Source organism: Haladaptatus halobius, from assembly GCF_020618475.1.
In the GTDB taxonomy this organism is placed as follows: domain Archaea; phylum Halobacteriota; class Halobacteria; order Halobacteriales; family Haladaptataceae; genus Haladaptatus; species Haladaptatus halobius.
Genome location: NZ_CP085337.1, coordinates 430,986 through 445,841, shown reverse-complemented (window position 1 = coordinate 445,841; position 14,856 = coordinate 430,986). Strand labels below are relative to the sequence as shown.

The following is a 14,856-nucleotide window of genomic DNA, read 5'->3' as shown; positions in this document are numbered from 1 at the left end:
TATTGAACCACTTCCTTTAATCGCTGGTGTAGCGAGACTATTCTGTGTGGTGAAAGTGAGCGATGTCGGCTATCTTCTCACCATATTCGCTTACGATGTTTGTTCCTTTATGAAGGAGTTTAGCACGTGTAATACAGTGAAACATATTGGTCCCTGAAGAGGTTATTAAGACGGTGACAGCGATGAAATTCCTGTTAGGAATTTCTACTATGTTCAACCTTTTTCCGCGTGTCTAAATTATCAGCATACACGCCGATCACGATGACATATCTACGGTAGTCAGACATATTGGGCATCGCGATCAAAAGTCAATGATATCCCAGCAAAACAAACCATGAAAGGACCCCACGCATTCTGTCCGAAAACGGGAGCTCCACTTACTGAAGAAAAACACTACGATGAGCGGGGAAGATCCCAGCGTGTACCATTACAAGATCGATCCCAAACAGAAGATTCATCAAATGGTGAATTGACAAATGGCTCACTCAGGTCATCAAAGAGGGCATTACTCAACTATTTCCGCCGATGTCACAAATATCATCACGAACCAGATCAGCGACTCTATCGTAAAGCAGCAGTCGGCCTTAGTAGGCTTAAACGAGCTGCCAATGGGAAAAACGAATGGGACATTTACATCTGGTTCGCATTAGGGGAATGGCTCGCCAGAGAAGGATTCGAAACGAAGTGGATGAAAGCCCATACTGAACTCCGGTGTCCTCACTGCGCAGGAAACCTGAAGTATATGGAATTTCATGGTGGGGAAATAATCGCTAAGTGTGGGACGAATTGCACTGATGATAGAGCTGATCGTCTTAATTACATTCGCGAAATAATTCTTGAACTTTATCTTGATGCGTTTAAAGCCCAAGATAGTGGGGATTTACTTTTACTCTAGTTATTCTGAATAACTGGGTGCGTAGGATGATATTAAATTAAATCATAAAAATATATTAGAATTAATTCTATTAATCTCCAATAAAGAAGTGCAAAAAGCGCGAAAAACCATGCTAGAAGTCTGACGCAGAAATTTCATCACTCCAAGAAAGATTTTTCCCATCTTTTACAGGGAGTATTTCAAGATCAAGAAATTGGTCGAGTTCTTCACCTGACACTTCGAATGAACCTATATTCCCCCAATTCAGATAATAGGCGCTATTATTCTGGAGATTAGGGCTTAAAATAGTACCGACCTCGTAGCCAGGAGCGGGAAATGCTTGGAGTTCGACCACAAACCGATTGTCTGAATTTGAATTTATATTAATTAGGATTGGGGTTCCACTTTCACGTTGTACCAATGTTAAACTTCCATCTCCAAGGACTATGTATCGATAGCCGGTTAGTGATTCATCCTGTGCGATCGAAAGGGCAACACGTAATGGAAAACCGCAGTTAAGTAATCGTGCTAACGATCGACCAACACGGGTAGCTGCATTATTTTCTACCTCCGAGAGCGTAACAACCCCGCCAAGGCTCCCCTTTTCGATAAGGGCGTTTCCCTGCTTATAGGAGCGACACGCGTTCAGTAAGAATGCTCTGACGTTAACGTTCTTTAGCGACCTGACGTCTAGGTAGCCGTCCGCGCATCGAATACCGTGATCATCTATATGGCCAATATAGTGAAAGAAGTCAATTGGAGTAGTTAGTAGCTCTCGAAGTTGTTCGGATTTGAGGTTGTAGTTGATTGAAACATTGAACCGGAGTTGTTCGCGAAATCCGTAGAATTCGTTTACAACACCCTCCTTTTTCATCCGTTCGTCGTTGCAAACAACGTGAATATCAATACTCGACTTTTCTGGAGGCTGGTATTCTAACCGGCGTCGGTACGAGGTAGCAGTTGTTTTGTTTGCACCGAGTGGAAAACCCCTGCCTATCCATTCATGTTCAATCGTCTCGGCGGGATCAGGCTGTACGATTCTATCTTCCGAAGTTCTACGGCTAGCACTCCTTTTGAAGCCACTTCTGTAGAAATCGGTGAGGAAGTCTGGTGAGGGTTGAGAGGAAGTGGCATTCACCTCCGAAATACATCGGGTCAATGCAAGGTTATTCGTGACGAAGGGCAATAATTCGACATTCTCAGGTTGAGGAAGGATATCAGTCGTAAGAGGCCATTCTGGAATATATTTTGCGATCGAGTCAAACGGGATGTCAAGGTATGTGGTGAGTTGGGTTGACAGAGGTTGTTCATAAAGATCTGCAAAATCGAGGTCAAAAGTCGACTCCACTGCATCTCGTTTATACAAGTCAACTTGATAGAAACCTTCGGTTCGAGTAAGACAATCTAAGAAAAATATCTGTTGAAGAACACGGTTGACTGTTTGTTCGTAACCACGTGATCCGTTCAGCGAATACTCAAACTCGTTTGAGAGAATTCGTGGATTCTTTCCAGGGATTACCTCGGCACCTAAGTAATAAGCAAGGGTAGATGCGGAGAAGATACTATCATATTCTGGCGGTAAGATGAGTTGAATCTCGGTATTCGGTTTGTTCAACCCGTCAGGAACTACTAGCTCCTCATCGAGCCTGATGGTAGGTGGATGCCCACGAAGCGTCGGAAATGACCGCTCACATGAGGTTGTTTTTAGTGCCGATCCCAGTAAAGACAGCGCACGCATCATATCATCTGGTTTGTTAGTTGTTCTTATAGTTCCCGCTGGTTTTTCATGGAAAGAACGCGCGCCAATATCAACGGTTGTACGCTCACTGAATTCGATAACTACTGAGTCATCGTTTCGATACAAAGTGATCTCACTTTCGACTAAAATATAGAGCTTGATAGGAGCAGTGGTAAGTTCAATGTTGTATTTCCTTAATGGTAACGATTTCTTTTCATGACTTACATCGTATTCCTCAATCAATGTTCCGCAGTGAGAACGGATAAAAACATTCATAAGCTTGGGAATCTCGATTGCGGAGGTGATAAAACTCGTCACTTTGTCTATAGGAAAATGAAAATCAACTTTGCTCGTTGAGGTGGGGTTTATAGGTGTAAAGGTGTGTAGTGAAAACTGGACGTTTTCCACTGGATCTATAATTTGAATACCGGATTGGTTAGGATGTATTTCAAATTCTAGCTCCATTGACTCTCATCGCTATTTTTCACTCATTAATCTTAAACCCTGCGAAAGTTTGGCTACTAATACTATTTCGATGGAAACCTGTCATGGAGCTGTATGGTTCTTCTTGATTGGGTTGGTAGTTTGAACCGGTGGTGTAGTTCATCCTAATTTCACTAGTACCGTTTTATTTCGGCACTGAGACTCAACCTTTAACTTGTTTCTTGGTACTGCGTTTCCGTTTATAGCCGTACCCACTCTGTTGTCAGATCATGATCTGGAAAATGCCACCGTTGATCTGGAACGAGACTACTCTGCTGTCTTAATTCAATTCTTGCGTCGAATATTGGTAAAATTTCGTTGACCATCTGAGAATCGTCTTCTACTGGTAAATGATACCAACCCATTCCGTGTACTCCACGAACCATCGCAGTAACTGCGTGAAGAAACTGCATAACCACTCTGTATTTATTTGCGTCGAATAAGCCACTAATAGAATCAATAGAAAAACGAAGCTGTGCTGGGTTAAGACCGCCTTCTGAATAGTCAAAAAAGCTAATAGCGGTAATGACTTCGTTTTGAAGTTGTTCCAAGCTGCTAGAGGAATCGTTCGAGGACGAAACTCCAGTCTCTGCGGCAGCCGCTGGAATAGATCGATGATTGTTTACTTGATCAATAACCCAAACATCTGGATCCTCCATGCTAATCCCTGGGGGCAGGTAGGATTCGATCTGTTGAGTGCTTGTATGCGTAAAAGCAAGAATTCTTTTCCGATCCTTTTTATTTGTTCCGAGGATATTTTCGATCAATTGGGCTCTCGACGTATCTGACACTTTTCCTGTGACAAGTAAGTTACAACCTTCTTCTTTGTATTTCTCAAGTAATTTTCTAAATTTTGTCTCTTCGCGCTTCATCACGTATCACGCCGAACGTGGCCCATGCAGTTACTACTAGGAAGAACACTATAGTTCTTCGGATAATATTCCAATTTAAAAATAAAAGGATACAAACTAATTACTTCTGTGAATTTATCGTACCAGGTCACTCTCTGTACGCTGGAAAATATTATTTAGCACCACAATAAAACAACAGCTTTTTCTGGGATTTCTGACCATATAACAGGGACAATTACAGAACTAGTAATGTAAAACAGGTTGTGTACTACTGAAAGAAAGCGAAGTTGCGAATAGAGGAAGCCGAAATGCTGGAAGCGAAAAATCTCTTAAAATGAGGGGACGTAACCTAAACGGTGATTATATCCATTCTTTCACGGTCGTTACCGAATCAACATTCACGACGATTATTGCAGGGTCAGCCGTTGCCTCTGCTGCAGGTGTGAAGACAATTTTTCCATCGTCCTCCCATTCGGCCCAATTGTCTCGTTTGTAGCCTAAGTGTTCCCCTGTCGGATCACGCGGTACGTCGTACCACTTTGAATTCCCATTCCCAATCATAAGAACTAACAAATAAGAGTCTGTCAGGAGCGATACTTCGATGTGGCGAGAGAGACCTCGGTCTAATTTCGCACCGAGTACGTCATTGAGTTCAATCCATTTCATTGACGCCAACAGGCTCATCAGTTTCTCCAACAGCCACGTCCAAGAGATCAGTCTCCGCCATCTCGATCTCATTTGATGTCGTGTTGTCGTAATTCTGCTCTTCTATTCGCTACTCTCGTTTGGGTTCTATAATCACGGTCCAAAAGTCATCTTATGTTCTTTATACAGTATGCCAGTGAACAACGCAAATGGTACCAACCCTAGTACAGTGAACGCTAATGCTAACATAAGAAGCGGTGAAAGCCGAACATTCAACAGCAGATAGACTAACACCGCCCCTCCCGAGGCGAGAAACAGTACGATGCTCGACAGTGCAAGCGCGAAGCTCACCTGTCGATAACGCCATGGTAGATTCTCGGATTGACGAAGCATCTTGATGAGCACCGCGATCGGTGGAATCGCGAGCGCGAGCAATTGTAGAACCGCGAGTGCGATGTTCGTGTTCATAGTCCTTGATCCGTGTATGCAGACGATCAGCATGAAAGGGAGACTACTAGGCGATGTCACGCCACGGGGCCACCCTCATGTTCGACCGCTTCCGGATAATTCTCGGATTTAATCGACGGTCTCCTCATTGATCGATTGCAGACATTTCTCCTCCCACGCATAATGGGCGTGCAACTGCGTGCTTGCTCGTTCAGTCAATCGGTAAACGTTTGTTCGCCCATCCAGCGGAAGTTTCTGGATGAAACCTGTATCGACGAGGTCACCGAGGTTTTGGTAGAGACGTCCATGGTTGACAGCCGCCCCGTACTCTGACTCAAGTTCATGCATGATGTCTTTCCCCGACGGGTTCGTCCCTGAGAGGAGCGCTACAGTGAGCAGTAAATCCCGCTGGAACCCTGTCATGCCTAAAAGCGGACAGGGCTGGATCTGTGTGTCATATTTTTCTACGTTCGTATTCATCGTTCTCACTGGCGGCTACCGTGCCGCCGAGGACTGCACACGGGGGTTGAACCCGCTAATCGGCCTGATTACCGAGTGCAGTCAAGTTGAAATTATAGGCAATTCACAGTTCACAGCTGACAAACGACGACTCAGAGATGATCGCCACCTTATAGGAGAGGACTTCTGTAAGCGAAAGCATCGTCTCTCTACTAGAGTACACTATCAAGAATCGCCTTGGTGAAATCACGACTTCTTTCTATTCTATTTCATGAAGTCAGAATCGTCGCTCTCGATGACGGAGACGAACACGGTACTTCCTGGAATCAGGAAAAATAGACGTGAAAGTAGACTACATTCCACGGTGATGGTGGAAAGGGAGTGATTCTGGGACAAGAGAGCCGATATCATAATCATGATTCTCAACCAATTGATCTCCTTTGGGATTTTTCTCACATCGTTCACGTTCTTGACCTCCGAACGAACCGCAGAAATTCCCAATAGCCGAGTAAGCCAACACAGCTGGAGAACCCGAGCATAAGTTCTGGACCGTTCCCGTAGAGCAACCCAGCAACAAAGGGTGCCGAGATAATTGCCGCCCGGCGCACAATGCTGTAGGTGTCGAATACGTGGTGACGTCGGGTTCGTTCAGCGAGCAGTGACGTTTGAACAGGTATGGTTGCGAGAAACCAACCGACACCGGCAAACAGTGTGATCGTCCCGCCGAACTCCCCACCGATGAGCAGAAGTGGAAAAACGGCGACGATGAAGAACGCAGTGCCGACCACAACTCGCGATCCGACTTGATTTGCAAGCCACATAGAAGGAAATATTCCCATGAGTGCCATCACTGTCTGAATACCGAGTAGGAGTGCGAACGTTGTGCCGGACTGAAGGTCGATGCTGAGGATAGTCGTATTGAGTTGATGGTGGTGAACGATGACGATGCTGACGAAGAACGCTACCATCCCAACCGAGAACGACAGCAACAAATCCGCGATCAGTAGCGAGCGAAGAGAGGGAGGGAGGTTCCTCAGCATGATAAACGTATCCGGAAGTGACGAACGGTGATTGCGTTTACTGTTGAGCGTATCAAATTCGTACTTGCTTGCGTCGTGAGCCACACGACTTTTGAGAACAGCTACCATAATTGTCGTAAGCACGAGCAAAATCTGATAACCCTTGATGAAGTTAGGTACGATGATAAACAGCACGGCTGCAATACCGACAGATATGAGGAACGCAGCCTGATAACGAATCATCGCGTGTGCGCCGAAGGTATCCATTCGCTGGGAGGACGTGGGTGACTTGCACCGTTTTTCGCCGTGCCAACGTCTGAGAAGGAGCAAACTGATCAATATCCAGACCCACGATTGAACCTCAACGATGAGCGAAACGTCCCCGAGGTACGCCGCAGTGAGCCACAGTATCAGCCCGATCGAGACTAGCAATCCAGGCAACAAAACTCGCCCGCCCGTCACTATATATAGTCTCGTTAAAATGGCAGGAACCATGAGCAGCAGAGACAACGTGACGCTCCCGAACAGACCGATTGACCATGCCTCTGCACCAAGCAGACGGAGGTACTCAGGAGTATAGAGGACGACCACGACGATGAACGAGCTAGTGACGAACAAAGTGAAAGAGGGGGTACAGTTGTTGGGCATCGAAGTCTCCAATATGGCTTGTGCAGTTGTTCGATCGTTAGCCGAAGCGTCTGAGTGGTATTACCGAGTGATCCAGATAGCAATCTACCGCAGTTGTGGGGCAAAGTGGGGCCGTGACGAAATACACATGAGCTTGAGCGTTTGTTACGGGTTCCCTGCCAAATCCAAGAATGATACCGCTCGGCAACGGAGTGATGACTATCTATCGATCCAACCACCAAGAAGTAACTCGTCGGGCTAGGACTTCATCCGCGCAAGTTGCGCGTCGTCCGAGCTGGTGTTCAGTAACACGTCCGATGTTCACCAACAAAAAACCAGTAAAACGTATAGAATTCTATACCGAAAGTGATCTTCGTCGTTCAACCATGCTAATCTGGATATCATTATATTTTCCGTCAGTGATCGGTGCATGAACTGGTGTTCTCAGTAATAGGGTGTCCGGATCGATCTCGATCAATATCGCTGCTCCAGTCTCTTCACAATCAGTTGTCTTGTTTTATGGCGCTCTCCGTTGGCATCTCACGAATCGATGCATATCCGGTAGTACAGTCTGAAGCATGTTTTAATCAGAAATAACTGTACTATAGATACTGTTCTGGATCTTCCTTGAATTGATCTTTACATATTTCAGAACAAAAGTGGTACGGATCACCGTGATAGTCAGCCTCCGCAGAGGCGGTCTCCGTCTCCACCGTCATTCCACAGACCGGATCCGTGACTGTCGCATCGTCCTTGCTAGTTGCCGTTGGATCTCCTGTTGGTTCGGCATCTGCCGAGTCACTATTTGAATTTATGACCCACCAGACGACACCGACAATAATGATTCCTGTGACTAATAGGAACAACAAAAACCATAGTCCAATCCCAATAACAATCCAAAGCGGTTGAAGTGGTAGGATCATCGTTGCGGGCGTACCCTCCTTTCCCCGTCACATCGATTATGGAACGGTCGTTCGATATGGTGCTGTTGTTGCCCCATGTACGGATAGAGGTGACCAGTTGTTTTGAAATATGGACATCATTAACATAATCATCATACAATGACAATCGATCAATTTGACCTTTGTAGCGCATTCCTCACTTTTCGAAATGGCACTAAGAATGCCCCTCCAGCCCTAGCTATCGCAGCTTTCAACCGTTGGATCGCTCGTCTCGTCGTAAGGACGGCCTCCTTCATTTTTCGTCCCGCCCTCCTTGTCCGTCGGAAGGCTTCCCGCATCAGTTCGAACGCTTCTTTCATTAACCTGAATGCTTGAATCGCTAGTCGGAGCGCTTCTTTTAGCGCACTAAATGCCTCCCTCGTAAGTTTGACCGCTTCTCGTAGTTCATGAACCATCTCTCTCACCGTTTCCCTACCCCCCTGAAGAATTCGTTTTACGCGTCGAATCTCGCTCTTTAGTTTTCTCGGAACCGCAATTACCATCTCCGACAAGCGGTCAAGTCCAAACGTGACGTACACCTCGAGGGCGAACACCACCGTGAAGACCACATTCAACACCGTAGTATAGGTTTCGGGCGCGGTTCCTCCAGCTTCACCCTGCGGTGGGATTAGACCAAAGGCTCCAAAGAAATAGTGGATCAACACGCCCGCGACAACGGAAGCGAGGAACATCGAGGCAAACAGTACGGCTGCGATCCGCACCCCGTAATACTTCCGATACCCGTTGACGAGTGGCGGAATTAGCAGATCAGCGAAAATGAATGAGATGACGCTACCAAACGGAATTCCGTTGGTCCAGAGCACGAGAGCAAATGGGACGTTCCCGACCGAACACACAAATGTTGTAATGCCCACGACGAGACCGATGATTGAGCCAGCGATGACCCACGTCAGAGAACCCTGGGTACCAACGCTGAACAGCGCCGTCCACCAAGATCGGGGGACAAATGCACCGAGTAGTCCCGCGATGAGGAAGCCTAAAGCGATTTCCTCCCAGAGCATATCCCATTCGCCGATCGCATTGCGGAAGACGTTCTTCCACCCGTCAACGTTGAGAAATCGATCGCGCCAACTGAGGTCATCGTCTCGGTTCTCGTAGCTTACTTTACAGGAATTTGAACAGAAATACTCCGTTCCGCCCTCGGTTTCGAGCTTGATTACTTCGCCACTCGTCGGTTCAACTGCCATCCCGCACACCGGATCCCGAACCTCTTCTCGAGACTGAAGGCGCTTCTGTGCGGTCGTGAACCATTCATTTGGCACGGCGTACATATACGTCGCCGCCAGCAGACTGATAACGATTAATCCTCCGACGAAATCGGCCGCGACGAACTGCCAGCCGAGGAGAATCCACAGCACCAAACCAAGTTCGATTACTAGATTGGTGCTGGCGAACTGGAACGCCGCGAGGCTTGCGACCGGCGATGCGCCTTTCTTGAAAATTGCCTTCGTTGTCGCGATGGCCGTGTACGAACAACTCGACGAGGAAGCGCCGAACAAGGTTCCGATCGCAACTTCGCGCCACCCGTTCTCGCCCAACACTTGTGTCAGCCATTCCTCGTTTACGAACACTTTTACGGCACCCGTGAGAGTGAAGCCGAATACGAGCGCCCACCATGTTTCCCACGCCATATCGACAGCGAGTTCCACTCCGTCGACGAGCGTTCCGATAACTGTTACAATGTTAACCATCTTCCACTTTCATTCCTTAGTTTGGATCTGCAATGCTACGCATAGTGAGGATAAACTCAGGATCCAGTACGCCCGCTAAGCGGGGGTCGTCAGCTGAGGAACCCGTCGTTACGTGACCGCTGGAGAATTGTCCCGCTACCGCCAATGGCAGTTTCTGAAAAATCCTCAGTTCCAACGATGATCCCGTGCAATGTGTTCGTTGTCGGTGTTGGTTCGACCTGCCAATTGTCGGTTAGACGGTAAATACTGCCGCCGCCGCCAGCAGCGAGACCACCATCCTTCGTTCGATCGATTGCGTTGATCGTGTTTTCACCAAGCTTGAGCCTCGTCCACGTGAATCCGTTGTACCGAAAGACGGATCCACTACCGCCCGCAACATTGATTCTATCTGGACTGACGGGAGCCACGTCGTATAGACCGACGCTGCCGCCTTCGATGCCAATCGTACTCCACTTATCGCCACCATTCAGCGTCTCGTAGACTTTAGCGTTCGTGTCACAGATGTACCCGATCCCTTCGTCGACGAATGCGATCCCCTTCATACTCGATCCACCGCCGGGTTTGATGACCGTTCCCCAATTGACCTTACCGCCGTCGTTCTCACCCTGAAGAAGTTCACCTGAACCGTTTATCAAGTAGATGTGTTCCCCACCTGCGGAGCCTGTTACAGCAATATCCTCCCAGGTACTCGTCTTTTCCTTGGGAGCGGAGTAATCGGTCATCTGTCTATTGACCACGTCATAGACACCGAGGACGCCACTTCCCCCGGCGAACCAGACATGACGACCGTCATCTGAAACAGCTGTCCCCCTGAGGGTGTTTCCTTCACCGGTTGGGCCGTGCTTCACGACGACCACCCAACCGTCGCGACGTTCGGCGAGGACTTTGCCACCCTCTCCGACGGCGTACGGACCCTTGGTGGACTGGACGACGCTATAAAGTGTCTTCTCAGTTGGCGACTCTACTCTCCTCCAGCCGCTTGTAGTGTCTGTTTCTGACGAACAACCTGCGACTCCGATTATGATTCCAGTGGTGCTCATGAGTTTGAGAAGTCGACGCCGAGTGCATATGGAGCTCATTTTATTGATATATTCCTTTAATTGGATTGATTCATCTATCGTTAGCTCAAATGCGAGACAACATGCTGGCAGTTAGGACGTCATCCACGCCCAGCGAAGAGAGCGTGTCATCCGAACTAAGTCTCGGGTTACACTTCTATCCCGATGGTCTAAAATATCAATGATAGTATAATATTCTAATACGGGCACTATTTAGTTAAGTTACGATGATAACGTTCGACTGTAGAGTGCTTTCGATCTCTTCGATGAAAAAGAGCCGAGCGAATGATTTGCCGGTAGTTTGGCTATCAAATAAAAACCCTGGGGTCGATGAATCTACCGCCATATCCATCGGATGAAGGGGGTCGATTCAATTAGCTTGATCGCCGATCTCACCCCTATACGGTCTCTCGTTTTCTTATAGGTGATTTTTCATCTGTAGCTTTGAATAGTTACGTATCCTGCTTATTCCCAATTTGGATAGGGGAGAATCTTTATTAATAAGTTGTTTTTCTATCATTCTGCCCATCTTTTTACCGGAAGACAGTTTTGTGGAGATTGCAGGATTGGTTCGGACGACGTGTCAAGCTCTATGCAAACACGGATGAAGTCCCGACCGAATAGTCCTGAGTCTCTCAGCGAAGAGAGAGGGCGATATATATGCCGAGATGAAGTCGGTGCGACGCTTTTGAAAACAGTTTGCGAGTAATTGCGAGGTCATTCATCAAGAGGAAAGTTAGCAAACCACGATTACAGGCGAAGATCCACGAATACAGTGACAGATCACTGTCGAAACACGGTTATCGAAGTCATGATGTCTATTAATAAACAACTTTTCGAATACATTAGAAGGCGTAACATACTGAGTGTCACTACTGTTATGGGAGCAGTCGACGTTTTACTCTGGCTGATCATTGTCCAGGGCTGGCTACCAACTCCGGGAATGTCGCAAATGACGAAACCAATGTGGTATCCGGGAGTACCAGAACAGTGGGGAACATCCCATCCTGCCATGTTTACACTCATGTGGGGGGTTATGATGAATGCGATGATGTTTCCGGCGATGACGCCGTACGTCCGTGAGTACTACAACCAAACCGAGGGCTCGCTTGTATCGCGAACGCTATACATCGTTGGTTTTCTTGTCCCTTATTCGTTGGTCTGGACCAGTACCGCTATCGTGCCGCTGACGGTTGCTAGTATTATCGATATTTCCGCGTTAATAAGTACACATGGGTCGCTAGTGGTCGGCGGTGTAGCCGTCACAGCAGGTATCTACCAATTATCGGGTATTAAACGGGAAAGTCTCATGAACTGCTGTGTACGGTGCACTGTCTCTAACGATGTTCATTCCTCAATATTTCTCAAATCAGTGCGCAATGGTATCAAGCACGGACGTAGTTGCATCCGTTGTACGTGGATGATTTTTACGTTCTTGGTCATTGTCGGTTCCATGAATCAGTTCTGGATGTTGCTCTTGACGATGGTCGTCACCATCGAACGAATGAACGATTGGAGATTGGAGATAGCGACCGCCATCGGCGTTCTTGGTGTTATCGGTGGTCTTGTTCTTCTCGTCTTTTAAATTCTCGTCGCGCCGTCTTAATCTCCTCTCGCGGTTAGAGCCATGTATTTTCTTGCAGGTTATATATCAATTTACTGCGTTGAAAAATATTACTTTTTGATATCTGTCATCAGGACGACTGAATTTTCTCCGTTAACTAAGGGATTTATTCGCAATTCTTCAACTGAGGAGATGCTCGCTGAGCATCTCTCCTTGTGGAGTTCAGCTCCCACAGTAACTGATTCACTGTAACCCAGAATGATATATTTCCTTGTTTACCGTAACTGTCCTTAATAACTGAACACTAGCCATTCTCCATTCACTTGAGACTTGATTCTCGCCGTTTTTTGTACCTATTGCGCGTTGCCATCATCACAAAATTGCTCGGCTGACGAGTAGTCTACCCCATCGGATCGCCAAGTCGAAACAATAGAAAATATTAATGGACGTTTAAATTACTATTCGGCTACTCTCGGTATTTTCTCCATCGTCGTTCGAGCTCGTCGTAGTCAATAAGATCGTCGTCGTCGTTCCACTCCTCAACGATCCACCAGATTAATCCGCCTACAATGGCGAGACCGATGAGGAACCAAAACAACGTCCACAGGAGAAGCGATCCAATAGCTAGCATCGTCGACATCCCTTTCGATCTTTTTGTCCTCTGACACCGAATATATATTTAGCTCTGCCGTCGATAGTTAATTCTCCCTTATTTGCCTGCAGCGCGCTCTGTGCCATCCTCCGATAGGTCGTTTCGATATGGAGTTGCAAATCCTCCATATATCTCTGTGTGGTGTCCGCTCACTTGAACCACACACATCTATAACAATAATAGATGATGAAAATGGGTCGAAAAAGTAGAATATTTATCCTCTTTTTATGGCTAAGTATCAAACGGAGAGTGAACTCAGGTCTAGATGACGTGGCTGGCGCGAGTAGTCACGGATGAAATCTCGACCAATAGCTGGCCGTTTCTCATCATTAGCGGAACTTGCGGTAGCTTGATCAGAAAAAGGCGGAACATTGGCGGTAATATTCGCCGATGAATTGATCTGACGATCGACGCCGAAACTGCGTTGTGAGCCATCGTAGCAACCAATCGTTCAATCAGTGATGTAAGTTATTGGAACATGGACACGGACAATGATCCTCTCAGGTGGCTAGATCCGTTTCGAGGTTTGTTGGCCGTCGATCCCGGCGTATTTGCTCTTTCGGCAACTGTCTTCCTGTTCAATGCGTCGATACACGTCATAGGATGGTATGTTCCCCAATATCTGTTCGTTCTCGGCGCACGTCCCGAGATTATCGGTCTCTACGGTACCGTCGGGATACTCAGTAACACTTTGTATTTGTACGTCAGTAGTCGAGTTCCAGATCAAATCAACTCGCGAATCGTCTTGACTGCCGCGGGAGCCATTTCATCATTCGGATTCTTCCTCTGGTTGGCCGCACCACAGCTCCGGTTCACATTTATCGGTATTACGGTTCCAGCGTGGGTCTGGATTTTCGCCGGGTTACCACTCGTACAGGCATGGAGATCATTCGGACTCAAAGCTACATCTCCAGTTATAGCCCGGAGTTCGACGTTGAAGTGCTTTTTAGATGACTTCGCTACTGTAGAAACGATCCGCAGAGTGGGCTTTCTCGTCGGATTTCTGGTCGTGGTCGGTCTGCTCGCGACTACCGTCAAATTCATCCCCGGCTTTCAGATTCTGCTCGCACTTACAGCCAGCACCAGCCTAATGATCACGGTCATCCAACACGTCCTCGGTGAGGGGAACAGCAGCGTGACCGGGGAACAGATCGTGAGTTCCGCCCACGTTCTACTCCCCATTTGCTCGCGGCCGAGCAACCGTCGACTGCTTGTTGGCGACGCTTTGATCCGATTCGCCAATGGAATGGTGTCCATTTTTTTCGTGCTCATCGTCACCGACATCCTCCGCATCGATGCGACGATTTTCGACCATCATCTCGAGCCGACCGCGTTCTTCGGCGTACTACTCGCAATTGAAACTTTCATCGTAGCGCTAAGTCTTCGTCCGGGCGCGGAAATCGCGCGCCGGGCCGGGCCCATACCGATCGCAGTGGCCAGCATCCTCATCACTGCACTGTTCCCGCTGTTTTACATCACCATTCCGGCGAATCCAGCTGTTGTCGGACTACTCTTTGCATTTTCCGGTCTACGGTTCGCTGGTTTACCCGCCCGCAAGGCGTTGATTGCCGACCAGATCACAAGCGCGCATAGTCGAACTGTCGATTCGTACTACCTAGTCCGTGAGACGGTCGCCGTTCCGAGTGCACTGATCGGCGGTTGGTTGTATGGGATCAATCCGAAGCTTGCATTCGGTCTTGCAACCGTCATCGGCCTTCTCGGAGTATTGGAATTTCTGCGCTTCGTCGCCCAAATAGGGTGGTCGGATTCAGAACAATAAACATAG

Annotated in this window: 13 protein-coding genes; 3 read left to right on the top strand and 10 right to left on the bottom strand. The window is 47.6% G+C overall.

Annotated features, from left to right (window positions below; translation table 11 throughout):
- The first annotated feature begins 334 nt into the window (after positions 1–334).
- Positions 335–895, top strand: coding sequence for a hypothetical protein (locus LIW51_RS25960; protein WP_227378351.1), 561 nt, complete (start codon positions 335–337; stop codon positions 893–895).
- Between the two features lie 112 nt (positions 896–1,007).
- Here LIW51_RS25960 and LIW51_RS25955 read toward each other — a convergent pair whose 3' ends face one another.
- The 9 genes from LIW51_RS25955 to LIW51_RS25915 all read right to left on the bottom strand — a co-directional run bounded on the left by LIW51_RS25955 (position 1,008) and on the right by LIW51_RS25915 (position 10,836).
- On the bottom strand, positions 1,008–3,077 hold the full coding sequence (locus LIW51_RS25955; RefSeq protein WP_227378350.1) for a hypothetical protein: 2,070 nt from the start codon (positions 3,075–3,077) through the stop codon (positions 1,008–1,010).
- Positions 3,078–3,295: 218 nt separating this feature from the next.
- The gene (locus LIW51_RS25950) at positions 3,296–3,967 is read right to left on the bottom strand and encodes a DUF7504 family protein (RefSeq protein WP_227378349.1); all 672 of its coding nucleotides are present in this window, start codon (positions 3,965–3,967) and stop codon (positions 3,296–3,298) included.
- Between the two features lie 339 nt (positions 3,968–4,306).
- Positions 4,307–4,630 carry a hypothetical protein gene (locus LIW51_RS25945; protein WP_227378348.1) on the bottom strand — a complete coding sequence of 108 codons (324 nt, stop codon included), beginning with the start codon at positions 4,628–4,630 and terminating at the stop codon, positions 4,307–4,309.
- 114 nt (positions 4,631–4,744) lie between these two features.
- The gene (locus LIW51_RS25940; protein ID WP_227378347.1) at positions 4,745–5,059 is read right to left on the bottom strand and encodes a hypothetical protein; all 315 of its coding nucleotides are present in this window, start codon (positions 5,057–5,059) and stop codon (positions 4,745–4,747) included.
- 108 nt (positions 5,060–5,167) lie between these two features.
- Positions 5,168–5,461, bottom strand: coding sequence for a helix-turn-helix transcriptional regulator (locus LIW51_RS25935; RefSeq protein ID WP_227378346.1), 294 nt, complete (start codon positions 5,459–5,461; stop codon positions 5,168–5,170).
- Between the two features lie 497 nt (positions 5,462–5,958).
- Positions 5,959–6,783 carry an MFS transporter gene (locus LIW51_RS25930; protein WP_227378345.1) on the bottom strand — a complete coding sequence of 275 codons (825 nt, stop codon included), beginning with the start codon at positions 6,781–6,783 and terminating at the stop codon, positions 5,959–5,961.
- A gap of 962 nt (positions 6,784–7,745) precedes the next feature.
- On the bottom strand, positions 7,746–7,862 hold the full coding sequence (locus LIW51_RS39490; protein ID WP_368411868.1) for a YHS domain-containing protein: 117 nt from the start codon (positions 7,860–7,862) through the stop codon (positions 7,746–7,748).
- A gap of 353 nt (positions 7,863–8,215) precedes the next feature.
- Positions 8,216–9,796, bottom strand: coding sequence for a permease (locus LIW51_RS25920; RefSeq protein WP_227378343.1), 1,581 nt, complete (start codon positions 9,794–9,796; stop codon positions 8,216–8,218).
- An 89-nt stretch (positions 9,797–9,885) separates the two neighbouring features.
- Positions 9,886–10,836, bottom strand: coding sequence for a WD40/YVTN/BNR-like repeat-containing protein (locus tag LIW51_RS25915; protein WP_227378342.1), 951 nt, complete (start codon positions 10,834–10,836; stop codon positions 9,886–9,888).
- An 898-nt stretch (positions 10,837–11,734) separates the two neighbouring features.
- Between LIW51_RS25915 and LIW51_RS25910 the strand changes: the two genes are divergently transcribed.
- Positions 11,735–12,439, top strand: a complete 705-nt coding sequence (locus LIW51_RS25910) for a DUF2182 domain-containing protein (RefSeq protein ID WP_227378341.1) — start codon at positions 11,735–11,737, stop codon at positions 12,437–12,439.
- Positions 12,440–12,884: 445 nt separating this feature from the next.
- Here LIW51_RS25910 and LIW51_RS25905 read toward each other — a convergent pair whose 3' ends face one another.
- A complete protein-coding gene (locus tag LIW51_RS25905; RefSeq protein ID WP_227378340.1) occupies positions 12,885–13,058 on the bottom strand; it encodes a hypothetical protein in 174 nt (57 codons plus the stop codon).
- Between the two features lie 994 nt (positions 13,059–14,052).
- Here LIW51_RS25905 and LIW51_RS25900 point away from each other — a divergent pair.
- Positions 14,053–14,850 carry an MFS transporter gene (locus LIW51_RS25900; protein WP_227378339.1) on the top strand — a complete coding sequence of 266 codons (798 nt, stop codon included), beginning with the start codon at positions 14,053–14,055 and terminating at the stop codon, positions 14,848–14,850.
- Positions 14,851–14,856: the final 6 nt, after the last annotated feature.